This is a genomic window from Parabacteroides chongii (assembly GCF_029581355.1).
Classification (GTDB): Bacteria; Bacteroidota; Bacteroidia; order Bacteroidales; family Tannerellaceae; genus Parabacteroides; species Parabacteroides chongii.
In genome coordinates, this window is record NZ_CP120849.1 from 337,583 (window position 1) to 360,454 (window position 22,872).

General features: G+C 45.7%; 20 protein-coding genes, 3 tRNA genes and 3 rRNA genes. 8 read left to right on the plus strand and 18 right to left on the minus strand.

The genetic code is table 11. The features are described 5' to 3' along the window. Positions 1 to 406: 406 nt before the first annotated feature. A complete protein-coding gene (locus tag P3L47_RS01510) occupies positions 407 to 1,429 on the minus strand; it encodes an HU domain-containing protein (protein WP_277782486.1) in 1,023 nt (340 codons plus the stop codon). A gap of 82 nt (positions 1,430 to 1,511) precedes the next feature. Between P3L47_RS01510 and cbiB the strand changes: the two genes are divergently transcribed. From cbiB to cobC, 6 genes are read left to right on the plus strand one after another with little or no spacing between them, the layout of a single operon-like run. Then, positions 1,512 to 2,462, plus strand: a complete 951-nt coding sequence (gene cbiB, locus P3L47_RS01515; protein WP_277782487.1) for an adenosylcobinamide-phosphate synthase CbiB — start codon at positions 1,512 to 1,514, stop codon at positions 2,460 to 2,462. Between the two features lie 16 nt (positions 2,463 to 2,478). Continuing rightward, positions 2,479 to 3,090, plus strand: coding sequence for a S4 domain-containing protein (locus P3L47_RS01520; protein WP_277782488.1), 612 nt, complete (start codon positions 2,479 to 2,481; stop codon positions 3,088 to 3,090). Positions 3,091 to 3,094: 4 nt separating this feature from the next. After that, a complete protein-coding gene (locus P3L47_RS01525; RefSeq protein WP_277782489.1) occupies positions 3,095 to 3,613 on the plus strand; it encodes a bifunctional adenosylcobinamide kinase/adenosylcobinamide-phosphate guanylyltransferase in 519 nt (172 codons plus the stop codon). Positions 3,614 to 3,628: 15 nt separating this feature from the next. Next, the gene (cobT, locus tag P3L47_RS01530; protein WP_277782490.1) at positions 3,629 to 4,666 is read left to right on the plus strand and encodes a nicotinate-nucleotide--dimethylbenzimidazole phosphoribosyltransferase; all 1,038 of its coding nucleotides are present in this window, start codon (positions 3,629 to 3,631) and stop codon (positions 4,664 to 4,666) included. Positions 4,667 to 4,702: 36 nt separating this feature from the next. Continuing rightward, positions 4,703 to 5,455, plus strand: coding sequence for an adenosylcobinamide-GDP ribazoletransferase (locus P3L47_RS01535; protein ID WP_277783659.1), 753 nt, complete (start codon positions 4,703 to 4,705; stop codon positions 5,453 to 5,455). 10 nt (positions 5,456 to 5,465) lie between these two features. Further along, positions 5,466 to 5,999, plus strand: a complete 534-nt coding sequence (cobC, locus tag P3L47_RS01540; RefSeq protein WP_122362473.1) for an alpha-ribazole phosphatase — start codon at positions 5,466 to 5,468, stop codon at positions 5,997 to 5,999. Positions 6,000 to 6,125: 126 nt separating this feature from the next. Here cobC and rrf read toward each other — a convergent pair. The 10 genes from rrf to mltG all read right to left on the minus strand — a co-directional run bounded on the left by rrf (position 6,126) and on the right by mltG (position 16,350). Next, positions 6,126 to 6,236: ribosomal RNA gene (gene rrf, locus P3L47_RS01545) — 5S ribosomal RNA — on the minus strand. Between the two features lie 123 nt (positions 6,237 to 6,359). Beyond that, a 23S ribosomal RNA gene (locus P3L47_RS01550) occupies positions 6,360 to 9,227 on the minus strand. Positions 9,228 to 9,342: 115 nt separating this feature from the next. After that, positions 9,343 to 9,416: transfer RNA gene (locus P3L47_RS01555), tRNA-Ala, on the minus strand. A gap of 93 nt (positions 9,417 to 9,509) precedes the next feature. After that, a tRNA-Ile gene (locus P3L47_RS01560) sits at positions 9,510 to 9,583 on the minus strand. A gap of 147 nt (positions 9,584 to 9,730) precedes the next feature. Then, positions 9,731 to 11,255 (minus strand): 16S ribosomal RNA (locus P3L47_RS01565). The 16S, 23S and 5S rRNA genes sit together here with 2 tRNA genes alongside, the layout of an rRNA operon. A 485-nt stretch (positions 11,256 to 11,740) precedes the next feature. Beyond that, the gene (locus P3L47_RS01570; protein WP_122363861.1) at positions 11,741 to 12,529 is read right to left on the minus strand and encodes a 4Fe-4S binding protein; all 789 of its coding nucleotides are present in this window, start codon (positions 12,527 to 12,529) and stop codon (positions 11,741 to 11,743) included. Positions 12,530 to 12,534: 5 nt separating this feature from the next. Beyond that, complete coding sequence (locus tag P3L47_RS01575; protein WP_122363860.1) at positions 12,535 to 13,041, minus strand: TlpA family protein disulfide reductase; 507 nt, start codon at positions 13,039 to 13,041, stop codon at positions 12,535 to 12,537. A gap of 6 nt (positions 13,042 to 13,047) precedes the next feature. Then, the gene (locus tag P3L47_RS01580; protein ID WP_277782491.1) at positions 13,048 to 13,629 is read right to left on the minus strand and encodes an indolepyruvate oxidoreductase subunit beta; all 582 of its coding nucleotides are present in this window, start codon (positions 13,627 to 13,629) and stop codon (positions 13,048 to 13,050) included. Beyond that, complete coding sequence (locus P3L47_RS01585; protein WP_122363858.1) at positions 13,626 to 15,224, minus strand: thiamine pyrophosphate-dependent enzyme; 1,599 nt, start codon at positions 15,222 to 15,224, stop codon at positions 13,626 to 13,628. Before P3L47_RS01585 ends, P3L47_RS01580 begins: the two co-directional genes overlap by 4 nt. Positions 15,225 to 15,306: 82 nt before the next feature. Continuing rightward, positions 15,307 to 16,350, minus strand: coding sequence for an endolytic transglycosylase MltG (mltG, locus tag P3L47_RS01590; protein WP_277782492.1), 1,044 nt, complete (start codon positions 16,348 to 16,350; stop codon positions 15,307 to 15,309). Positions 16,351 to 16,495: 145 nt separating this feature from the next. Between mltG and P3L47_RS01595 the strand changes: the two genes are divergently transcribed. Both P3L47_RS01595 and P3L47_RS01600 read left to right on the plus strand, forming a co-directional pair. After that, positions 16,496 to 16,582: transfer RNA gene (locus P3L47_RS01595), tRNA-Ser, on the plus strand. A 344-nt stretch (positions 16,583 to 16,926) separates the two neighbouring features. After that, positions 16,927 to 17,235, plus strand: coding sequence for a hypothetical protein (locus P3L47_RS01600; RefSeq protein ID WP_277782493.1), 309 nt, complete (start codon positions 16,927 to 16,929; stop codon positions 17,233 to 17,235). A gap of 76 nt (positions 17,236 to 17,311) precedes the next feature. Here the strand turns inward: P3L47_RS01600 and P3L47_RS01605 are convergent, their stop codons facing one another. The 7 genes from P3L47_RS01605 to P3L47_RS01635 all read right to left on the minus strand — a co-directional run bounded on the left by P3L47_RS01605 (position 17,312) and on the right by P3L47_RS01635 (position 22,738). After that, positions 17,312 to 17,569 carry a hypothetical protein gene (locus P3L47_RS01605; RefSeq protein WP_122363855.1) on the minus strand — a complete coding sequence of 86 codons (258 nt, stop codon included), beginning with the start codon at positions 17,567 to 17,569 and terminating at the stop codon, positions 17,312 to 17,314. A 118-nt stretch (positions 17,570 to 17,687) separates the two neighbouring features. Beyond that, entirely contained in the window at positions 17,688 to 18,431 is a 744-nt protein-coding gene (locus tag P3L47_RS01610; RefSeq protein WP_277782494.1) for an alpha/beta hydrolase, read from the minus strand. A 42-nt stretch (positions 18,432 to 18,473) separates the two neighbouring features. After that, positions 18,474 to 19,877: a class II fumarate hydratase gene (gene fumC / locus P3L47_RS01615; protein WP_277782495.1), complete on the minus strand. Its 1,404-nt coding sequence runs from the start codon at positions 19,875 to 19,877 to the stop codon at positions 18,474 to 18,476. 148 nt (positions 19,878 to 20,025) lie between these two features. Beyond that, on the minus strand, positions 20,026 to 20,394 hold the full coding sequence (locus tag P3L47_RS01620; protein ID WP_122363854.1) for a VOC family protein: 369 nt from the start codon (positions 20,392 to 20,394) through the stop codon (positions 20,026 to 20,028). An 88-nt stretch (positions 20,395 to 20,482) separates the two neighbouring features. Further along, complete coding sequence (locus tag P3L47_RS01625) at positions 20,483 to 21,304, minus strand: helix-turn-helix domain-containing protein (protein WP_122363853.1); 822 nt, start codon at positions 21,302 to 21,304, stop codon at positions 20,483 to 20,485. An 86-nt stretch (positions 21,305 to 21,390) separates the two neighbouring features. Beyond that, entirely contained in the window at positions 21,391 to 21,762 is a 372-nt protein-coding gene (locus P3L47_RS01630; protein WP_122363852.1) for a DUF4907 domain-containing protein, read from the minus strand. After that, positions 21,737 to 22,738 (minus strand): Kelch repeat-containing protein, encoded by a 1,002-nt coding sequence (locus tag P3L47_RS01635; protein WP_277783660.1) that lies wholly within the window; start codon positions 22,736 to 22,738, stop codon positions 21,737 to 21,739. The genes P3L47_RS01630 and P3L47_RS01635 overlap by 26 nt, the downstream gene beginning before the upstream one ends. Positions 22,739 to 22,872: the final 134 nt, after the last annotated feature.

The following is a 22,872-nucleotide window of genomic DNA, read 5'->3' on the forward strand; positions in this document are numbered from 1 at the left end:
GACCCGGGTCTAAAATAACCTGACACCCGGGTGTGAGCATCGTCAACATCCGGATCTAAAAAGGGGTAAAACCGGGGTCTCGAATACAATTAGTAAGCATTTTCGTGAAAATAAAAAAGAAGCTATCAAAAAAAGTCAAGGAAGAAGCAAAAAATGACAACCATTCCATCGATCCGCCCGAATGCTCCAAAAAGCTCAAACTGTTATTTATCAGCAATATAACGGAGAAAAAGATCGTTTTGTATGATAGTTATGATAGTTGAATGATAGTTAAAAGCAGCAACTATCATAAGATATGCAACTGGTTTACAAACAGATACAGTCAATAATGATAGTATGATAGTTACTTTGCAAAAACTTTATACCGCGGATATGGAAAAGGGAGATCAAATACAAACAAAAGTATTTAGCGGCTGATAAACAACCACGCATCCTTGTATTTATCATTCATGCGCAACGTAGCCATGTAACTTTCCGCCTGTTCGCGATTATCGAATTTATCGGCATAAATACGGTACTTTCCATCACGAACGACTTTACTAACATGCTTGCAATCCTTACGGTCGACTTCTGCTATATATTTGTCAGCCTGATCTTCGGTCGGAAAACTGGCGATCACGATGTGATACATTTTCTGATTGGGCTTGGAAGCTACCGGTTTGGGAGCCGCTTCCTGTTTCTTTACTTTTGGAGCAGGAGTCTCGGCAACCACTTTCTTTTCAGCTTTCACCGCCTTGATTTCGGGCACCGCCTTTTCTTCCGGAACAACTTCCTCTGCGGGCTTTATTTCAGGAGCACTTTTTACAACCATCTCGGTCGGAACAAAACTTGCCGTATAAGCAGCCTGATTGACATCCTTTACCGGAGTCGATATCAACAGGAACAAGGCGACTGCTGCTGCCGAAGCCGCAGCGACACGAAGGAATTTCCGGCTAACCGGAATATATAAGATATCTTTCTTTCTCTTACGGGTAAGCAGAGCCACTTCTTCGCGTTCTGCCAGAACAGGCTGAAGCAACGGGAAGTTGAAAGAAACCAAACCATAAGAACCGACACTGAATGCATCCGATTCTCCCGGATGGAAAATAACCTGCCCCTCCTGTCCCAGACTAAAGGAACCTAACACACCTAAAGACAATGTCTTCTCTTCCTGCAAAGCAGCTTTCATATCCGCAACATCTTCTTCCAGCATCAATTGTGCTTTCCGGTAATTGACATCATACATTTGCATGTATGATTCCGAAAGCAGCCCGTCGTTATGTTGCAATGTAATATTAAAAACGATTTCCTTTCGTTGAGGGCTGAACAAGTGTTCCTTTTCATTGCATACAGCAGATACTGTCTGAAGTACAAACCCACCCCAACCCGGCACAATCACGCAGTCATGTACCAGTAATAATCGTTCTATATGTGTTATTATCCTAAGCATAAGACAAAGGTAGATATTTATTAGTGAATTTACAAAACAAAAAACGGTACAATTTTCTACCTTTGTATCTCAAACAAATAATATGTACTGGTCAACTCAATCGATATATTTGCTCAAGGTGATCCCTTTTCTGGGCGGATGGCTGGCAGATCGTCTGCTAGGCGACCCGGAAGGCTGGCCCCATCCCATTGTATGGTTCGGAAAATTGATTTCCTTCGGAGAGAAAAAGCTCAACCGGGGTGAGAACCGTTTTTATAAAGGAGGCTTGCTGACACTGATCCTCGTCGCCGGTATTTATGCTCTGACCCGTTTGCTGCTTTTTTGGGCAGGGGCCATCCATACGCAATTGTATGCTGTCCTTGTCGGGATCGGTGTTTTTTATTGTCTGGCCGGAAAAACCCTGATCACAGAGGTCAAAGCCGTTTTCGAAGCCGTAGACCGCAGCGTGGAGGAGGGCCGTATACAGGTCGGACGCATCGTAGGACGCGATACCTCCAACTTATCCCCGCAGGAGATCAGAGCTGCTGCCCTCGAAACATTGGCTGAGAACCTAAGCGACGGAGTGATCGCCCCGATGTTTTGGTTCGGCTTTCTGGGGCTGCCCGGAATGATGGCTTATAAAATGATCAATACGCTCGATTCAATGATCGGCTACAAAAATGAACGGTATAAGGATTTCGGACAGGCAGCTGCCCGGTTGGACGATGTTGCCAACTACCTGCCCGCACGGTTGACCGCCTGGCTGATGTTGCTGGTTTCCGGCAACTGGCATAAAAGGGACTTTCTGACCCGTTTCGGTCGCGCACATCTCAGCCCGAACTCAGGCTACCCCGAAGCGGCACTGGCTGCTATTCTGGATTGCCGTTTCGGAGGTACGCACGACTATTTCGGACAAGCGGTAGAAAAGCCCCACATCGGAGTCAACGACCGTCCTTTTACAACAGAGGACATGTTAATAGCAACTAAAATAAACAGCAATACAGAACTAGCTATGGGATTGCTTGTTTGTCTTCTATCATTATTATTACAATAAAGAAAATTATATGAATATGGAAATAAGACTAAACAAACTGCTCAGTGACGCAGGTTTTTGCTCCCGCAGGGAGGCAGACAAGTTTATCGAAATGGGGCGTGTTACCGTCAATGGCAACCTGCCGGAAGTCGGACAAAAAGTAAGCAAGTCCGACATCATCATGCTTGATGATATCCAGGTAAATTTCAAACAGGCGCAGGAACATGCCCGTACGGGTGCCGGTAAAACTCAAAATCTCATCTTCGGCGAAGCAACAGCCAAAGTGGAGAAAAAAACAAAACCGGCAGAAGCCGATGTGCCGGCCGCCAGTGCTCCTGCTACGGAAAAAAAGAAATCATCCGGTTCCGGCAGTAAGCTAAGACCTGGCAAGTATGTCAAATACAACAAATATGCTGCAGCCAGAAAAGCAGCCAAAAGCGGAGAAAAGCCCAAAGAGAGACTAAGCCAGGAAGAAAAGGCGCTCAAAGAGGCTATGCGTCCGAAGTTCGGTAAATCTTTGGGAAGAGCCGCCGTTGCACAACGTCTGGCCGCCTCTCCGAAATCTGCCAGTTTACGGAAAACGAGTAAGAACAACCCGATAAATAAAACGAAACGAGCTTCCACCCGCAACAAGCCGAAAGGAGAATAAAGCGATGCCTGACAAACATATCGTACTGGTAACAGGAGGACAGCGCTCCGGTAAAAGCGGATACGCACAAAAGTTAGCCTTATCGTTAAGCGCTAACCCGGTTTATTTGGCTACGTCCCGTGTCTGGGATGAAGAGTTTCGCCAACGTGTTCTCCGTCACCAAGCCGACCGCGGTCCGGAATGGACCAATATCGAAGAAGAAAAATACCTGAGCCGCCACAACCTGGACGGACGGGTAGTTATCATAGATTGTGTCACCTTGTGGGGCACTAATTTCTTTTTTGACAACGACAGCAATGTCGAATTGTCGCTCAAGGAACTGAAAGAGGAATTCAACCGGTTGGTTGAGCAGCAGGCTTATCTCATATTCGTGACCAATGAAATAGGATTAGGAGGTGTCTCCCCCGATCCGATACAGCGAAAATTCACAGACCTGCAGGGATGGCTAAACCAATACATTGCCTCCCGCGCCGATGAAGTCATACTGATGATAAGCGGAATACCCATGAAAATAAAACAATAACAAAATAATTAAACAATGATTACCTTTCATATTGAAAAACCGGATACTGCTATTGCGGAAGCACTACAAGAGAAAATAAATGACCTGACCAAACCCAAAGGTTCGTTAGGCAGACTGGAGGAAATAGCTCTTCAGGTCGGACTGATCCAGCAGACACTCACTCCTGCTCTAAATCATCCGGTCAATGTTATATACGCCTCCGATCACGGTATTGCCGATGAAGGGGTAAGTAAATCCCCCAAGGAAGTCACCCGCCAGGTGATCCACAACTTCCTGAACGGAGGGGCCGGCGTCTGCTTCCTGGCACGCCAGCATGGTTTCGATATAAAGATTGTCGATGGGGGAGTCGATTTCGATTTTCCTTCGATACGGCAGTTAATAGACCGTAAAATCAGAAAAGGGACCCGTAACTTCCTCCATGAGGCGGCTATGACGCGTGAAGAGATGGAGCTGGCACTTCAGTACGGAGCCGGGATCGTTTCAGACTGTCACAAAGAAGGCTGCAACGTGATCAGTTTCGGAGAGATGGGCATAGGCAACACGGCTGCATCCAGCATGTGGATGACTTGTCTCACGGGGATTCCGCTGATCGAATGTGTGGGTGCCGGAAGTGGTTTGGACAGCAGTGGCGTACAACATAAATACAATGTATTGAAAGCGGCGCTCGAAAACTATAAAGGTGACAACAGCCCATTGGATGTGATCAGTTATTTCGGAGGTTATGAAATGGTCATGGCAGTAGGTGGCATGCTCCGGGCGGCTGAACTAAAAATGGTTATCCTGGTCGACGGTTTTATTATGACCAATTGTGTGTTGGCAGCTTCGCGTTTGTATCCGGAAATGCTTCCTTATTGCATATTCGGACATTGCGGAGATGAAGCCGGACACAGAAAAGTACTGGATGCCCTTCAGGCTAATCCGGTCTTAAACCTGGGATTACGTTTAGGGGAAGGTTCCGGCTCTGTATGTGCATACCCGATCATCGACTCAGCCGTACGCATGATCAATGAAATGCATACTTTCCGTCAGGCAGCGGTAACGAAATATTTCTAACCGGATGGTTTTCCATTCCTAACATTTACAGATATGATGTTACGTATACTGGCTGCATTCATATTCTTTACCCGTCTGCCTTTCTGGAAACTGGCAGAGGTTCCTGCCGAATATTTCAAAAATATAGTCAGCCGGTGGGCACTGGTAGGCTGGTTTACTGCCGGATTGATGGTAATTGTATTGTATGCTGGTTCTCTTATTCTACCGGCAGGGGTGGCTTTGGCACTGGCTATGGTCACCCGGTTGCTGATTACGGGTTGCCTGCATGAAGACGGACTGGCGGATTTCTTCGATGGATTCGGAGGGGGTACGAGCCGGGAACGGGTATTGGCGATCATGAAGGATTCTCACATAGGAAGCTACGGGGTGATCGGCTTGATCTGTTACCTTGGGCTTTATTATTTATTACTCAGCAGCCTTCCTGTTGAATTGGCAGGCTGCGCGATCCTGGCGGGCGATCCTTATAGTAAGGGAGTGGCTGGTATGATCATCAACCGCCTGCCGTATGCCCGGAAAGAGGAAGAAGCCAAGAGCAAGACGGTATACAGCCGCATGACGACAGGAGAATATCTGTTCAGTCTGATTTGCCTGTTAGTTCCTTTATGCTGGTTGCCGGAACCGGTTTATTTTCTGGCAGGCCTTCTTCCGGTTGCCACCTGGTATATGCTGACAACGTTTATGAAAAAGAAGATACAAGGGTATACCGGCGATTGTTGCGGAGCCACATTTTTGCTTTGCGAATTGAGCTTTTACCTCGGGATTGCTGTTATATATACAACAACACTTTAGAAGTTACTATATGAATATCTATTTGATCAGACACACCTCTGTCGATGTTCCTGCAGGCTATGCTTACGGGCAGACAGATGTAGCATTACGTCCGTCTTTTGAAGAAGAGGCCGAAAAAGTAAAAGAATCGCTCTCCGGACTAACGTTCGATAAAGTCTGGTGCAGCCCGTTAACCCGTTGTGTACGGCTCGCCTCTTATTGCGGTTATCCGGAAGCTACCCGGGAAGATCGGGTAAAAGAGCTTCATTTCGGAGAATGGGAGATGAAGTCATGGGAGGAGTTATCAGCCGATCCACGTTCTGAAGCCTGGTTTGCCGACTGGATAGAAACCAGGACTCCGGGAGGGGAATCCTTAAAGGACCAATATGAACGTGTCAGTTCATTTCTTGATGAAATAAGAAAAAGCGGGCTACAAGATGTCTGCATATTCGCCCACGGAGGAGTTTTAACCTGTGCCCGGGTATATGCCGGAGAATATGATATCCAGGATGCTTTCAAGAACGTTCCTTCCTACGGAGAAATTATAAAACTGTCTTTCGACTAAACATTTAGTACGCGGATGACACGGATTAGGCGGATCAAAACGGATAAAAAGTGAAACCATGATAAATAAAAAAGGAGTCCACTCTTTCGAATGAACTCCTTCTGTCTTTCAGCTTTCGCTTGAATAAAACGGCGGCTATCTACTCTCCCACTTTTACGCAGTACCATCGACGTGGTTGGGCTTAACTTCTCTGTTCGGAATGGGAAGAGGTGGATCCCCAACGCTATAACCACCTTAATACCTTTTAAGATGTTTGACTTTGGACAACGTTACTTTAACGTAACCATAGAGCGAATCAATAATTGTCAATTCTCAATTGTCAATTTTCAATTCTTCAGATATATCAACCCTTTCTCCGGAAAAAGAAAGTCTCGGGCTATTAGTACTACTCGGCTTCGACATTACTGCCCTTACACCTGTAGCCTATCAACGTCGTAGTCTACGACGACCCTTGAGGGATATCTTATCTTGAGGCTGGCTTCGTACTTAGATGCTTTCAGCACTTATCCAATCCAGACTTAGCTACCCGGCGGTGCACCTGGCGGTACAACCGGTAAACCAGGGTCTGTCCAACACGGTCCTCTCGTACTAGTGTCAGAGCCTCTCAAATATCCTACGCCCACGATAGATAGAGACCGAACTGTCTCACGACGTTCTGAACCCAGCTCGCGTGCCACTTTAATGGGCGAACAGCCCAACCCTTGGGACCTTCTCCAGCCCCAGGATGTGACGAGCCGACATCGAGGTGCCAAACCGCTCCGTCGATATGAGCTCTTGGGAGCGATCAGCCTGTTATCCCCGGAGTACCTTTTATCCTTTGAGCGATGGCCCTTCCATGCGGAACCACCGGATCACTATGCTCTAGTTTCCTACCTGATCGAGTTGTATCTCTCCCAGTCAAGCACCCTTATGCCATTACACTCTACGACCGGTTACCAATCGGTCTGAGGGTACCTTTAGAAGCCTCCGTTACTCTTTTGGAGGCGACCACCCCAGTCAAACTACCCACCATACAGTGTCCTCGCATGCCGCGAGTTAGAACTCAAACAACCAAAGGGCCGTATTTCAACGACGGCTCCACAAATACTGGCGTACCTGCTTCAAAGCCTCCGGCCTATCCTACACATTAGTTGCCCAAATTCAATGTAAAGCTATAGTAAAGGTTCACGGGGTCTTTTCGTCCCATCGCGGGTAATCGGCATCTTCACCGATACTACAATTTCACCGAGCTCACGGTTGAGACAGTGTCGGATCATTACACCATTCGTGCAGGTCGGAACTTACCCGACAAGGAATTTCGCTACCTTAGGACCGTTATAGTTACGGCCGCCGTTTACTGGGGCTTCAATTCAAAGCTTCTCTTGCGATGACTTCTCCTCTTAACCTTCCAGCACCGGGCAGGTGTCAGGCTGTATACTTCATATTTCTATTTCGCACAGCCATGTGTTTTTGTTAAACAGTTGCCTGGACCTATTCTCTGCGCCCTACCTTTCAGTAGGGACCCTTTATCCCGAAGTTACAGGGTCAATTTGCCTAGTTCCTTAACCGTGAATCACTCGAGCGCCTCAGTATTCTCAACCCAACTACGTGTGTCCGTTTACGGTACGGGTACTTTATGAATATGCTTAGCGGATTTTCTAGGGAGCCTGATTACGTCCATATTGCCTTGTACAAGTACTCGGTATACTGTCAGGTTCGACTCTCATGGCGGATTTGCCTACCACGATCCACGTCTACACCCTTTAACCATCTATTCCGTCAGATGGCAGGACTGTCACTTCTCCGTCTCCACATCGCTCCATAAAGTAGTATGGGAATATTAAACCATTCTTCCATCGGAATCGCCGTTCGGCTTATCCTTAGGTCCCGACTTACCCTGATCCGATTAACGTTGATCAGGAAACCTTAGTCTTTCGGCGAGGAAGTTTCTCACTTCCTTTATCGTTACTTATACCTACATTTGCTTTTCCAAAAGCTCCAGCAAGGGTTATCCCTCACCTTCGACGCCGCTGGAATGCTCCCCTACCATGTCTTACGACATCCATAGCTTCGGTAAACAGTTTATGCCCGAGTATTATCCACGCCAAACTCCTCGACTAGTGAGCTGTTACGCACTCTTTAAATGAATGGCTGCTTCCAAGCCAACATCCTAGCTGTCTCTGCAGTCTGACTTCGTTAGTTCAACTTAACTGTTATTTGGGGACCTTAGCTGATGGTCTGGATTCTTCTCCTCTCGGACGCGGACCTTAGCACCCGCGCCCTCACTCCTTATCAATATATAGCACGCATTCGGAGTTTATCTGGACTTGATAGGCGGTGAAGCCCTCGCATCCAATCAGTCGCTCTACCTCATGCTATACTAAATAAAGGCTGCACCTAAATGCATTTCGGGGAGTACGAGCTATCTCCAAGTTTGATTAGCCTTTCACCCCTACCCACAGTTCATCCGAAAGCTTTTCAACGCTTACCGGTTCGGTCCTCCAGTTAGTGTTACCTAACCTTCAACCTGACCATGGGTAGATCACTTGGTTTCGCGTCTACTCCCTCCGACTATGGCGCCCTGTTCAGACTCGCTTTCGCTTCGGCTCCGTGACTGAATCACTTAACCTTGCCGGAGAAAGTAACTCGTAGGTTCATTATGCAAAGGCACACCGTCACAACCTTAAGGCTGCTCCGACCGCTTGTAGGCAGACGGGTTCAGGGTCTATTTCACTCCTCTGTTCGAGGTTCTTTTCACCTTTCCCTCACGGTACTGGTTCGCTATCGGTCTCTCGGGAGTATTTAGCCTTACGGGATGGGCCCCCGCTAATTCACAGAATTCCTCGTGCTCCGCGCTACTCAGGATACCACTAGGCTTCGTCAGAAAGTCGTGTACGGGATTTTCACCCTCTCTGATCGCTTTTTCCAAAGCGTTCCACTTTCCTGATTTCTTGCCACGGCGTGGTCCTACATATTGCCTAAACAATACCGGTTTGGGCTCTTCCGCGTTCGCTCGCCACTACTTGCGGAATCATTTTTATTTTCTCCTCCTATGGGTACTTAGATGTTTCAGTTCCCCACGTTCGCTCCTCTTACGAGGTGGCAGGCCTTCAACCTGCCGGGTTGCCCCATTCGGAAATCCGAGGATCAAGGATTATTTGCATCTCCCCCCGGCTTATCGCAGCTTATCACGTCCTTCATCGCCTCCGAGAGCCAAGGCATCCACCGTCTGCCCTTGCTTACTTTCTTTTTTCCGGTCACATCTCTGTGAATCGGATTGATATATCTTCAGCTTGCTCTTTTTCGTTACTTTATTTTACGTTGTCCATCATGTCAAAGATCTTTTACTCATTGCTGAGTTGTGTGGAGAATAACGGATTCGAACCGTTGACCCTCTGCGTGCAAGGCAGATGCTCTAGCCAGCTGAGCTAATCCCCCAGTTTCAATTGACAATTGATAATTAACAATTGACAATTAGAGTTTGAGTTCTATAATTATCAATTGTGCATTGTCAATTGTCAATTATATTCGTAGTCCCAGGCAGAGTTGAACTGCCGACCTCTACATTATCAGTGTAGCGCTCTAACCAACTGAGCTATAGGACTGTCAACTTTGCCTTGGTTCCCCTCAGCATCATTTTTCTCTCTTACTTACTTTTTATCGTAAGTATGATCTATATTTTATACATATTCAACCGTAGTACAAGTTAACTAATACCTTTAGTCAACTTGATAACGAACTCTTCGCTCCAGAAAGGAGGTGTTCCAGCCGCACCTTCCGGTACGGCTACCTTGTTACGACTTAGCCCCAGTCATCGGTTTTACCTAGGCCGATCCTTGCGGTTACGGACTTTAGGTACCCCCAACTCCCATGGCTTGACGGGCGGTGTGTACAAGGCCCGGGAACGTATTCACCGCGCCATGGCTGATGCGCGATTACTAGCGAATCCAGCTTCACGAAGTCGGGTTGCAGACTTCGATCCGAACTGAGATGGGGTTTGGAGATTAGCATCCTGTCGCCAGGTAGCTGCCCTTTGTCCCCCACCATTGTAACACGTGTGTCGCCCCGGATGTAAGGGCCGTGCTGATTTGACGTCATCCCCACCTTCCTCACAGCTTACGCCGGCAGTCTCTTTAGAGTCCTCAGCTCGACCTGTTAGTAACTAAAGATAAGGGTTGCGCTCGTTATGGCACTTAAGCCGACACCTCACGGCACGAGCTGACGACAACCATGCAGCACCTCGCAAATGGCTATTGCTAGAAGACCTCTTTCAAGGCCGGTCCAAATGCGTTCAAACCCGGGTAAGGTTCCTCGCGTATCATCGAATTAAACCACATGTTCCTCCGCTTGTGCGGGCCCCCGTCAATTCCTTTGAGTTTCACCGTTGCCGGCGTACTCCCCAGGTGGATTACTTAACGCTTTCGCTGTGCCGCTTACCGTGTATCGCAAACAGCTAGTAATCATCGTTTACTGCGTGGACTACCAGGGTATCTAATCCTGTTTGATCCCCACGCTTTCGTGCTTCAGTGTCAGTTATGGTTTAGTAAGCTGCCTTCGCAATCGGAGTTCTGCGTGATATCTATGCATTTCACCGCTACACCACGCATTCCGCCTACCTCAAACATACTCAAGTCCTCCAGTTTCAACGGCAATTTTATGGTTGAGCCACAAACTTTCACCGCTGACTTAAAAAACCACCTACGCACCCTTTAAACCCAATAAATCCGGATAACGCTCGGATCCTCCGTATTACCGCGGCTGCTGGCACGGAGTTAGCCGATCCTTATTCATAGGGTACATACAAAACCGGACACGTCCAGCACTTTATTCCCCTATAAAAGAAGTTTACGAACCATAGATCCTTCATCCTTCACGCGACTTGGCTGGTTCAGGCTCTCGCCCATTGACCAATATTCCTCACTGCTGCCTCCCGTAGGAGTCTGGTCCGTGTCTCAGTACCAGTGTGGGGGACCTTCCTCTCAGAACCCCTATCCATCGTGGACTTGGTGAGCCGTTACCTCACCAACTATCTAATGGAACGCATGCCCATCTATCAGCGATAATTCTTTAACAAATATTCCCATGCGGGACCCCTGTTTTATGCGGTATTAGTCCGACTTTCGCCGGGTTATTCCCCTCTGATAGGCAGGTTGCATACGCGTTACTCACCCGTGCGCCGGTCGCCGGCGGAGTATTGCTACCCCGCTGCCCCTCGACTTGCATGTGTTAAGCCTGTCGCTAGCGTTCATCCTGAGCCAGGATCAAACTCTTCGTTGTTTAAATTGTTTTATTTTCTTGCTCAGAATCCGTTATTTATTCTCAAGTTTTTGACGGTATTAATTTTTAATACTTGTACTACTTGTTGATATGTAAATCTTTCAAAGAACTTTCGCTCATCTTTCGATTGCGGCTGCAAAGGTAAGGACTTTATTTTAACCGGCAAATTTTTTCAGAAGAAAAATTCAAAGTTTTTTTGAGTCGCCGCGGCGGTTGGAATCTTGCTTAGAATCTCTAACCTCATCCCCTTTCCACAGGTTACCCCTTTCATCATTTCTAGTGCGCCGTTCTCTCTCGAATGCGGGTGCAAAAGTAGTGCTTTACAACATACGCTCCAAATATTTCGGAGATTATTTTGTAATTATTTTTCCTTCAAAGACGTTGTAATATAATGTACGTACGTGAAGGAAAAACAAAAAAGCCGATCCCTCGGTTCAAAGAATGATTATTCGGGGGATCGGCTATAAGCTGATTATTTAATAAAATCAAAAGAACAATTCAGGTTCACGCCGTGCACTGAAGTTTTTGTGAAGCATAGCCGTATAAGGCGTATCGAACGTACGCGCTCCTTCCGGACATTCCTTCACACAGGCACAACATTTAATACAGAGTACGGGATCGCTGAACATCCGGTCATCGACAATCGAGATGGCAGCAACCGGACAAACATCGATACAATATTCACACTGTGTACAAAGCTCTTCATCCGTAACCGGTGCTTGCGGAGTAGACGGTCCTTTAACCTTATAAGGATAATTACCTTTTACCTCCAATACCGACAATTTAGACAAACAGCCAGCTTCCTCCAGCTTCTTCAGCGTATCATGTCCAAATTGCGAAGCCTTGAACAAATCATCTTTATCCGGACGACCTGCCGCAATAGGCATATCTTTCCGACTATAAGAATGTTCACCGACAAAAGCCCCTGCGCTGACAGGAATAAACCCCTGCTCCGACAAAGCATCACTCAGTTCCTTCAAGGCATCTTCATAATCACGATTCCCATAAACGACTACAGGAATGACCGGTGTATTCTTTCCCTGGAACATACGGATACGCTCCATCGCCGTTTCTGCAACACGGCCACCATAGACCGGAGCAGCAACGATCACCAATTCATTCTCCCCGATAAGTAACGGTTCTTTCAAGCCCTCGCAGGTTATATCCGACTCGGACAAAGTCTCCGCTTCTAAACCTTCTGCAATAGCATAAGATATTTTAGCCGATGTATGCGTCGGGGAGAAATATATTAAATGTATATTCTTATACTGCATATCTTTTATTTTATTGCCGTATCGATCTTTTTCATTAATTCGGCAAACTCTTCATCCGTATATCCTTTGCCGGCATAAATCACTTTCCCGTCCTTACCTATCAAATAAGTTCGGGGAATCAAGTTCTTGGCAAACGCTCCGAAGATCGCTCGATTTTTATCAGGGTATAACGGGAAAGTAAACCCTTTTTTCTCGTTGTACTTCGCCAGTTCGGCATCCGTATGTTCACGACCGATCACCAGCATTTGAAAACTCTTGTTATCCTTATACTTCGGCCACAGCTTCTGCTGCACCTCAGCCAGCTCTTTCTGGCAAGGAGGACACCAGGTAGCAAAGAAGTTTATCAGGACTACTTTTCCTTTCAAAGATGCTGACGATGTTTGCGTTCCGTCATCGGAAACGATCGTAAATGCGGGCATCTGGTCACCTACCTTTATTATGTCCGCATCGTTTTGTGCATGAGCAATAAAGGCAAAGATCATTAAGATGGCGGTTAAGAGACTTTTCTTCATAAAACTCTATTTTAAACTTTGGGCTACATCATAGCCGGCTTTCAACGCTTTCAGGTTCATCTCGACCACATCTTCCCCCTTACGGGCAAAGATATGGCGGATACCGTCTGCTATTTTATCATACTCGATACCGATAAAAGGAGTTGCCGCCCCCAGCATCACGATATTTGCAGCACGGGCCGTAGCTACTTCCTTGGCTATCGCTTCTACATCCAGAACTACCTTATGCGGCAGTTTATCCAATTCTTCATTCACCTTATCGATATCCGGATAATTCGGGATATTGACGAATGGCTGAGAGTTTGTCACCAACCATCCTTCTTTTTTCAGATAAGGAAGATAACGGAGACTCTCCATCGGTTCCAGTGAAATGATCAGGTCTGCATGTCCTTTCGGGATCAGGTCGGAAGCGATCGGCTGGTCCGACAGACGCAAATTCGACTGTACGTCGCCCCCACGCTGACTCATTCCGTGTACTTCCGCTTGTTTCATATACAGGCCTTCTTTCAAAGCTGCTTCTCCAATAACGGCGGCAATAGAGAGGATACCTTGTCCTCCTACACCTGACAATATAATATCTGCTCTCATTTCTTGCTTGCTTTTTTCTTTCTGGTTAATGTCTGAATACATTCACGACGCGGGATCAGGACTGATACGCCCTTATATTCGATCTCTTCGCGGATGATCGTTTTCATCTCTTCATAATTCTTTTTCAACGGGATCATCACACGGATATGAGCCGGATCGACACCGATACCGGCGCAGATAGCTTCCAGGCGTCCTGTTCCGGCAGAATCCTGACCACCGGTCATCGCCGTTGTTTCATTATCGGAAATAACGATCGTTATGTTTGTTTCCTCGTTTACGCAATCCAGCAAACCAGTCATACCCGAATGCGTGAAAGTGGAGTCGCCGATCACTGATACAGCAGGGAATACACCAGCATCGGAAGCACCTTTCGCCATCGTAATAGAAGCCCCCATATCGATACAAGAGTCGATAGCACGGAACGGAGGTAATGCACCCAACGTATAACAACCGATGTCACCGAATACTTTCGGATCTTTATATTCAGCCAGCACTTCATTCAAAGCCTCATATACATCTCGATGACCGCATCCTTGGCACAAAGCAGGCGGACGCTGTTCTACCACTTCCGGTATTGCATAATAACTATTGATCTCTTTACCCAAAGCCTTACCTACAGCATCCGGTGTCAGTTCACCGTCACGCTGCAAAGTTCCATCCAGACGGCCATGCACTGTAACACCTTTACCCAGGAAGCCTTTCAACTGCTCTTCCACCACCGGATACCCTTCTTCCAGTACCAGAATCTCCTTACATTCGTTCACGATCTTTTCGATCTGTTTCCGAGGTAACGGATACTGGCTGATCTTCAGAGCCGGATATTCGAATCCGTCCGGATAATTCTCAGACAGATAGTTGAAAGCAATACCTGTGGTAATGATACCCAACTCTTTATTCGGAGCATCGAAATACTTGTTATATATGGAATTTTCAGAAGATTCGGTAAATACTTTCTGAGCTTCCAGCAACACCTTGAAACGCTTGCGGGCCAAAGCCGGAAGCAGGATAAAACGCTGACGTCCGTCCGGCGGGCAATTCATTGTATTTTCATCCTTGATCGGACGCGTCACCACTCCTGCACGAGAGTGAGCCATACGCGTAGTGATACGCATCAGTATCGGGTAACCCAACTTTTCTGAAAGTTCGAAACCTTCATATACCATGTCGTATGCTTCCTGCTGGCTGGAAGGTTCCAGCATCGGGATCATGGCAAAATTACCATATACACGGTTATCCTGTTCATTTTGTGAAGAGTGCATAGAAGGGTCGTCCGCAGTAATAATAATCATACCACCGTTGATACCGCTCATTCCCGCATTCATAAAACAGTCTGCAGCCACGTTCAGTCCGACATGCTTCATACAGCACAAAGAACGCTTTCCGGCATAACTCATACCTAATGCAGCTTCCATTGCAGTCTTTTCATTCGCACTCCAACGGCTATGTATCCCCCGTTCTTTCGCTACAGCCGAGCCTTGGATATACTCGGTAATTTCAGTTGAAGGGGTACCCGGATAGGCATAAACACCGGAAATACCGGCATCAATCGCAGCTTGTGCGATGGCCTCATCCCCCAAGAATAGTTGTTTTTCCATGTATATTTGTTTTCTTAAATTGATTTTTATGTTATACCAACTGCCAAAGATACAGTTTTTACCCCAACAAGAGATAAAAAACTTATCGAATCTTTCTCCTGTTAAGCTCAGCCCTGTAACGATTTGCATTACGGTTATGCTCTGCTAATGTCGCTGCAAAATTGTGGCGTCCTGAAAAATCCTCTTTGGCACACATATAAAGATAATTATGCTTCATATAATTCAGAACACTGTCCATCCCCTTGATGGTTGGGATACGCAGAGGTCCCGGCGGCAGGCCGGCATATTTATATGTGTTATAAGGAGAATCGACTTCCAGATGCTCGAACAGGATACGCTGTAAGGTAAAATCCCCTACGGCAAACTTTACGGTCGGATCAGCCTGTAACGGTATACCGCGATGCAGGCGATTCAGATACAAGCCTGCAACAATCGGATACTCATCCACAGCCGCCGTTTCTTCTTCCACGATAGAAGCAAGCACAGATACTTCAACCGGAGTCAGACCGACAGCCTTTGCCTTTTCCAAACGCGCATCCGTCCAGAAAGACTTATACTCCCGCTTCATCCGTTGCATCAGTTTCTCTGCCGGAATATTCCAGTATACTTCATACGTATTCGGGATAAACATCGCCATGACCGTCTGAGTCGTAAAACCTAACGAATCACAATAGGCGGAATCATTGAGTAAGGAGAGCAATTCGTCTTTATCCAGCATCAACTGATCGTCCAAACGTTCAACAAGATCCTCCTTAAAGCGAATATTATTGAAAGTAAGCCGGGTTGCTACCTGATGTCCGCGCCGTAGATTGTTTAATAGTTCCAGGTTATTCATTCCGGGTGATATAGCATATCGTCCGGTCCTCATATTTTTCTGATATTTTAATATACCTGCCAACTGTTTAAAACTACCGATCCGGTTACAATCGGCAGAATCGATCAACTGACGACAAAGGTTTTCAAAATCTTTCTCTTCATCTATATATAAATAGACAGTTGCCTTCGGGGAAAAATTGGGAGCCCATGCCAAACGGTACCCCCAAAAACCAGTACCTGCCACTAATAAGACTAAAAATACGATTATCCCAATAAGAATATTCTTCTTTGTCTGTTTTTTCTTGTTCATTTTTTATTAAATAAAATACTGAGTATCAGAACAGGTCACAAAAGTAGTATCTTTTTCTCAAAAAATAGATGCAAAATACTTTGTTTATTTAAAAACATACGCCTATCTTTGCAGCGCAATTCTAAGGAAGAAGCACAGAACACATGGAAGTGTGGGTGAGTGGCTGAAACCACCAGTTTGCTAAACTGACGTACTCGTAAGGGTACCGGGGGTTCGAATCCCCCCGCTTCCGCTCCAAAGGCTGTTAGTCGAAAGACTGATAGCCTTTGTTGTTTTATCCTCCTAATTGGAGTCTTCATACACATAAGTACCCAAATACTTTTTCAACTGGTAATATCTGTAGAATAACTTTATATTTTAAACATACGAAACATAGCTGTTGTTTAACTGATTTTTGAGGATATTTTCATCAGATTTCCACGATTCCACAGTCCAATTCCACAATTACACAAGCGTTAGCAAAAGTGATCATCGCTGATAATCAACCACTTACTCAAACCAAATTATTTTGGCACGCCAATTGAACTATCATAGGTGTATTAGCATAAAAGATTGTTTAATTAAAAAATTAAGATCATGAAAAAGGTATTAGTTGTAATGGCAATGGTGATGGGTGTAGGTTGTATGAGTGCTATCGCAGCAGAAGCAAGTGTAAATGCAGTTGCTGTATGTCAGGCATCACAGGATGAATACAAAAAGATTGAAGTAACAGAAATACCGGATGTCGTGAAAGGTGCAGTTGAAAAAGCCTATGCAGGCCAAACGATCAAAGAAGCCTCTGTAGCAGAAAAAGATGAAACAAAGACATACAAGTTGGTGATCGCTACAGCGGAAGGAACTGAAAGTACCGTTACTTTCAATGACAAAGGTGAAGAAGTAAAATAAACGAATAACCAAAGGTTATAAAACGGTTAAGATAAAATGTCCGGGACTTTTGAGAAGCCCGGACATTTTTGTTGTTTCAGCCTTCGTACTTGTCCGCCCATTCCAGGATCACCGGACTGTGTACATCTACACCGAACTCATCCGCCTTTAGCAGGATACGATGTGCCAATAAAGACTTTTTCTCTTCCGGCGCATATCTGAAATAAGCTTCGGCAGCTCTCACATGGGCAGCATCCGGCATAGGAAATTCCCGCGTTTCCGGGAGGCCGAAATCTGAAGAAGGAAGTTCTTTACGTTCCTCTGTCGTTAATTTGTCACTAAATACATTTGCCATACTGTTCTATTTTTTTAGTTGCTTATAATAACCCCGATAGCAACTGAAAAGCTCATCCGCATGACACTATTTAGTAATTATTCTATTAAACAAGATATGACCTTAAAACATAAACCGGTCAGTCTTCTTTTTTAAGCAAGATAATTTCCAATATGGAACTGACCGTATCCGCTTTTTTCACAACCATCAAATGATCACCGCCCTCCACCGGAAAAACATCTTCCAGGCGGTCATACGGAAATATTTGGTCGGCAGTTCCATGAATATGATAAAGGTGCTCACTCTTGTTATCCGGAACCCAATCGGTGATCTGCTCCACTGCCCATTTTATGTAGACAGGATCAGTGACTGTCATATATTCGGCGAGGTCGGAATTGGACGCATTATAAACCAGGCGGTTGAAGGCATTGGTTATAAAGTCGGTTGAAGAAAAAAGTCGCTTCGGCATGAATTCCATCAGATTCACCTTACGGACAGCCTGGAAAAGAATCGGGATTTCCCGTTTACTTTTAAAAGAAGAGATGATGACACATTTTGCAGGTTTCAGGAAAAGGGTCATCTCCTGCATGACCACTGCCCCGAAAGAGTAACCGATCAGGATAAACGGAGATGAAGTATCGATCACTTTTGCCATAATCCGGGCATATTCCGACAAGGATTCATCCGACCGGGGAATACTCCATTCGATATATACTTTCTTATATCCTTTCGGAAGCCTCAGCTTATCAAATACCTTACAGTTATAACACATCCCGGAAATAAAATAGACATTCATCTCTTTTACCTCCTTCTTCCGAAACCAGCTTACCAACGACGATAAACGTTCCCATATGCCAGGTGACTGCGCTTTACTTGCTTCCATACAGTTTTTACTCTTTACCAGCATAAAGATAGTGGTTTTATGCTAAAAATCAATCTTTCCAACCATTTTGGAAGGATCGACCCACTTGTCAAACTCTTCTGCTGTCAAGAATCCCGACTCTATCGCCGCTTCCCTCAACGTTTTATTCTCACGATAAGCCTTCTGAGCTATTGAGGCAGCCTTATAATAACCGATTTTCGTATTCAGGGCAGTGACAAGCATCAATGAGTCGTCCAGATGTTTCTTTATATTCTCTTTTACAGGAACAATACCCGCCACACAATGATCATTAAAACTCCTGCAGCCATCCCCGATCAACCGGGCACTATGCAAGAAATTATGGATGATCATCGGCTTAAAAACATTCAACTCAAACTGCCCGGAAGCACCGCCGACAGAAATTGCCACATCATTCCCCATCACCTGTGCAGCAATCATCGTAAGAGCCTCACACTGCGTAGGGTTTACTTTTCCCGGCATGATAGACGAACCCGGTTCGTTTTCCGGCAGATGAATCTCCCCTATTCCGGCACGTGGTCCGGAACCTAACATACGGATATCATTGGCAATCTTCATCAAGCTGACGGCTATTGCTTTCAATGCACCATGACTTTCCACAATAGCATCATGCGTGGCGAGTGCCTCAAATTTATTCGGTGCCGTAACAAACGGCAAACCGGTAAGCTGAGCTATTTGGCGGGCTACGTTTTCAGCAAAATTATCCGGGGTATTGATACCCGTTCCTACTGCGGTTCCTCCCAAAGCCAACTCAGCCAAATGAGGCAAGGTGTTCTTCAATGTCTGGATACCATATTCCAGTTGGGCTGCATAACCGCTGAATTCCTGACCGAGTGTCAGCGGAGTAGCATCCATAAAATGCGTCCGCCCTATCTTGACGATCGGCATGAACTCACGGCTCTTCATCACCAGGGTTTTATGCAGTAGCTCCAGGGCTGGGATCGTGTTCTCCCGTAAAATCTTATAGGCGGCAATATGCATGGCTGAAGGAAAAGTATCATTCGAGGATTGTGATTTATTCACATCATCGTTTGGTAACAGTATCTTCACTTCATCCGTCAGCTTACCTCCGTTCAAGACATGAGCACGATTAGCGACCACTTCATTTACATTCATATTGGTCTGTGTTCCACTACCGGTTTGCCATACCACCAAAGGAAAAGCATCATCCAGTTTTCCTGCTAATATCTCATCACAAACACGTTCTATCAGTTCGCATTTCTCCGAAGATAAAACACCAGCATCCCGGTTTGCCAAGGCCGCACCTTTCTTCAGATAGGCAAAGGCATAAATAACTTCCTTCGGCATCCGGTTTATATCTTGTGCTATCTTAAAATTTTCAACACTACGCTGCGTCTGAGCACCGTAATAGGCATCAACAGGAACTCTGACATTCCCCATCGTATCCTTTTCCATCCGACATTCCATGATCATTCTATTTTAGTTTCTTTTTATAAAACCATCCAAAGAATGATTTGTTTACAACGATGCATATCCGACAAGAGAACATGTTCCGTGTTTTTAGCCAGTCGTATACTGAAAAAGGCGGTGTTCAACCGCCCTTTATACCAACTCTTTACTTATCCGAATACAATCCGAGTGTATTCCCTTCGCTATCGGAAAACATAGCGAAATAACCCCGACAGTCCGATTCGATCTTCGTTTTTTCGCGGACTATGGAACCGCCATTTTCCTTTATGCAGGAAAGTGTTTCTTCCATATCTTCCACATTCAAAGAAACCAACACGCCATTCTTCGACGGTAGAAAATCAGCCGCCCATGAGATAGCGCCGGGAGTTACCTCTTCTTCCTCCGGGAAGAAAGCCATTTTCTCCGTACCACAATCCAAAACATTTAATTTCAAATTCAACACCGCTTCATAAAACTTTACGGCCCGGCTAAAGTCTGCTGCCGGAATCTCAAAGAAAGAAACTAACTTTTTCATGTTCTCTTTTTCATTATTTAATTATTTCTGCCAATTGACACGACAAATGTAGTCTAACGGCAAACCCTAAACTTGGAAAAAAAAGACATTACTTATCCTCCTCCGAGAAATAATCGGAATAAGGAGCACAAACAGCCAAATATTCTTTCGGCGTATACCCGGAAAATACTTTAAACTCATTGATCAAATGAGGCTGATCATAAAAACCGCATTCACAGGCCAACTGCGAGAAATTGATTTCCGGTGATGATTGCAGTACATACAAAGCATGTTGAAAACGGACGATCCGCAGGAAATCTTTCGGGCAGATTCCTACATGTCCGGTAAAGACACGCTGAAACTGTTTGGTACTTAAAAAGACGGAAGAAGCCAGTTCCGATATACGAATTTCTCCTTTCTGGCGGTTTATGAAAGAAATGGCGGAACGCATCCGGTCCAAATTATAAGCTTTCGGAGGATTCAGACGTTGAAGCAGGAACTGTTCCACCATACAGATACAATGCCGATCATCCGTTTCATTCAGGATACGGTCTTCCAATTCCAGCAATTCACGATCACCTACCTCATCTGCCGTAAATTTCTGATCGCAAAAATCGCTGACCGGCATACGGAAAAAGGCACTCGCTGCATATGTATGGAAAACGACAGCCAATATCCTAATATTCCCCGTATAACTCAGATCGGAAAAGCCGACGAATTGACCGCACAGGACCACTTTACTATCGATAAGAGACGTATTTTGTGAAGAGGAAAGTGAAACGGGATTTCCCCGATAGAAAACCATTTGAACAGTACCACTCGGAATAATTCGTTCCGTACTCCGGTCTATGCTATCCGTCTCCAGCAACCAGTAATGCCTGATATAAGGAGCCAATGCCGGCGATGGTAATACAATCTGAAATGATTCCATGCCGGCAAATATACAAATTTATTCAATGGAAATATCGACCAAACAAGAAGAAAGGGCGACCAGTCACTGGCAGCCCTTTCCGACGTTCACGTTGAATTATCGTTTGTTTCTAAATCAGAGAGTGAATGTTTAATATCATCAATTGTTATTGAAAAATCCTTGTTATTCCTAAGCCTTTCCAGTACCAGCGAACCGATCTTACGGGCACTCGCCTCATCCGGAAAAGACCTCAGCGTATCAATTGCAGGAATGGAGGGCTGATATATCAACACCTTCTTATTCATCACGATCTGATAGCCCCAGCCATCCTCCAATTGAAACGTTTGCAACTCCGGTTGCCGGTCACCCCGGGACCCCATTTCACCAGGACGAAAATAAAGAAATAAAATCAGTACCGGTAGCAGCACCAGGCTCCAAAGAGCCTTTCTACCTTTAATAGTCATCATCGTCGTATTCATAAGGGTGAAGTTCCCAAATGTCATCAAAACGGTAAGTGCTACTTTTTCCCGTCACCACAAATCCTCTTTCACCATTTGAGAAAGAAGCCGCAACTGTACGGGCCGATCCTTTAAACTTGGCAACATTTTCCCACAAATCAGTTGTAGGATAATATTTCCATGTGTCCGAACGTATGCCTCCGCTTTCTCCGCAGGTCAGATAAACCGCCCCGTCGATAACAAAGGCAGAAGCATTCGTACGTACTATATTATAGTCATCATCATAACTTTCATCCGATGTATCGGCAATGTCACGCAACTGACTCCATGTCTCCGTCGACGGATCGAACATCCAAAAGTCGTCCACATAGGTTCCGTTATTCGTTCCGCAACAAATATATGCTTTATCGTTTATCACGAAACTGGTAGCCCCGCGCCGCTTCGTACCGCCGATACTGACGATCTGCTGCCAGCTATTGGTACCGGGATTAAACGAATAGAAGTCTTTCAGATAGTTCCCATCATAACCACACCCCAAATATCCCTTGCCGCTGATACCGAAAGCCACTGCATCATAACGTGCCCCACCGGGGAAATCAGCCTTTTGCGTCCAGCTATTGGATGTAGGATCATACTCCCAAAAATCGCTCAGTTTATTCGATCCGTCATAGCCGGTTCCGAAATATCCTTTGCTGCCTACCGCCATGGCAACTCCCGAGTTACGTGCCGTACCGGGGAAGTTCGCTTTCTGTGTCCAGCTATCCCGACTCATATCATACTCCCATAAATCCGACAAGCGGTTTGTTCCATCAAATCCACAGACCAAATATCCCTTATTCCCGATAGAGAACGAGGAAGCATCGCTGCGGGCCAGTCCGTCGAAATCGGATACGCGATACCACTTTCCTATCAAATCATCATCATCGTCATCCCCACAGGATACCATTACCAAAGGCAGCAGAGCCAGCAGGAACAGAAATAGTCTCTTTTGTGTCATCATATAACGTGTTACTGTTTACGAATGCAAAAGAATAAAGTATCTCAAACCCCGGCAAATTTAATCGACAAACAGCCCCTCCTACCCGATGAATGGGGATTTCAGGAGGGTAAAACCTTTTTTCCGCTTTCTCC

Excerpts from the sequence above, each read along its gene's own strand:
- P3L47_RS01510 (WP_277782486.1), bottom strand. The coding sequence starts at position 1,429 with ATGCTTAGGATAATAACACATATAGAACGATTATTACTGGTACATGAC.
- cbiB (WP_277782487.1), top strand. The coding sequence starts at position 1,512 with ATGTACTGGTCAACTCAATCGATATATTTGCTCAAGGTGATCCCTTTT.
- P3L47_RS01520 (WP_277782488.1), top strand. The coding sequence starts at position 2,479 with ATGGAAATAAGACTAAACAAACTGCTCAGTGACGCAGGTTTTTGCTCC.
- P3L47_RS01525 (WP_277782489.1), top strand. The coding sequence starts at position 3,095 with ATGCCTGACAAACATATCGTACTGGTAACAGGAGGACAGCGCTCCGGT.
- cobT (WP_277782490.1), top strand. The coding sequence starts at position 3,629 with ATGATTACCTTTCATATTGAAAAACCGGATACTGCTATTGCGGAAGCA.
- P3L47_RS01535 (WP_277783659.1), top strand. The coding sequence starts at position 4,703 with ATGTTACGTATACTGGCTGCATTCATATTCTTTACCCGTCTGCCTTTC.
- cobC (WP_122362473.1), top strand. The coding sequence starts at position 5,466 with ATGAATATCTATTTGATCAGACACACCTCTGTCGATGTTCCTGCAGGC.
- P3L47_RS01570 (WP_122363861.1), bottom strand. The coding sequence starts at position 12,529 with ATGCAGTATAAGAATATACATTTAATATATTTCTCCCCGACGCATACA.
- P3L47_RS01575 (WP_122363860.1), bottom strand. The coding sequence starts at position 13,041 with ATGAAGAAAAGTCTCTTAACCGCCATCTTAATGATCTTTGCCTTTATT.
- P3L47_RS01580 (WP_277782491.1), bottom strand. The coding sequence starts at position 13,629 with ATGAGAGCAGATATTATATTGTCAGGTGTAGGAGGACAAGGTATCCTC.
- P3L47_RS01585 (WP_122363858.1), bottom strand. The coding sequence starts at position 15,224 with ATGGAAAAACAACTATTCTTGGGGGATGAGGCCATCGCACAAGCTGCG.
- mltG (WP_277782492.1), bottom strand. The coding sequence starts at position 16,350 with ATGAACAAGAAAAAACAGACAAAGAAGAATATTCTTATTGGGATAATC.
- P3L47_RS01600 (WP_277782493.1), top strand. The coding sequence starts at position 16,927 with ATGAAAAAGGTATTAGTTGTAATGGCAATGGTGATGGGTGTAGGTTGT.
- P3L47_RS01605 (WP_122363855.1), bottom strand. The coding sequence starts at position 17,569 with ATGGCAAATGTATTTAGTGACAAATTAACGACAGAGGAACGTAAAGAA.
- P3L47_RS01610 (WP_277782494.1), bottom strand. The coding sequence starts at position 18,431 with ATGGAAGCAAGTAAAGCGCAGTCACCTGGCATATGGGAACGTTTATCG.
- fumC (WP_277782495.1), bottom strand. The coding sequence starts at position 19,877 with ATGGAATGTCGGATGGAAAAGGATACGATGGGGAATGTCAGAGTTCCT.
- P3L47_RS01620 (WP_122363854.1), bottom strand. The coding sequence starts at position 20,394 with ATGAAAAAGTTAGTTTCTTTCTTTGAGATTCCGGCAGCAGACTTTAGC.
- P3L47_RS01625 (WP_122363853.1), bottom strand. The coding sequence starts at position 21,304 with ATGGAATCATTTCAGATTGTATTACCATCGCCGGCATTGGCTCCTTAT.
- P3L47_RS01630 (WP_122363852.1), bottom strand. The coding sequence starts at position 21,762 with ATGAATACGACGATGATGACTATTAAAGGTAGAAAGGCTCTTTGGAGC.
- P3L47_RS01635 (WP_277783660.1), bottom strand. The coding sequence starts at position 22,738 with ATGACACAAAAGAGACTATTTCTGTTCCTGCTGGCTCTGCTGCCTTTG.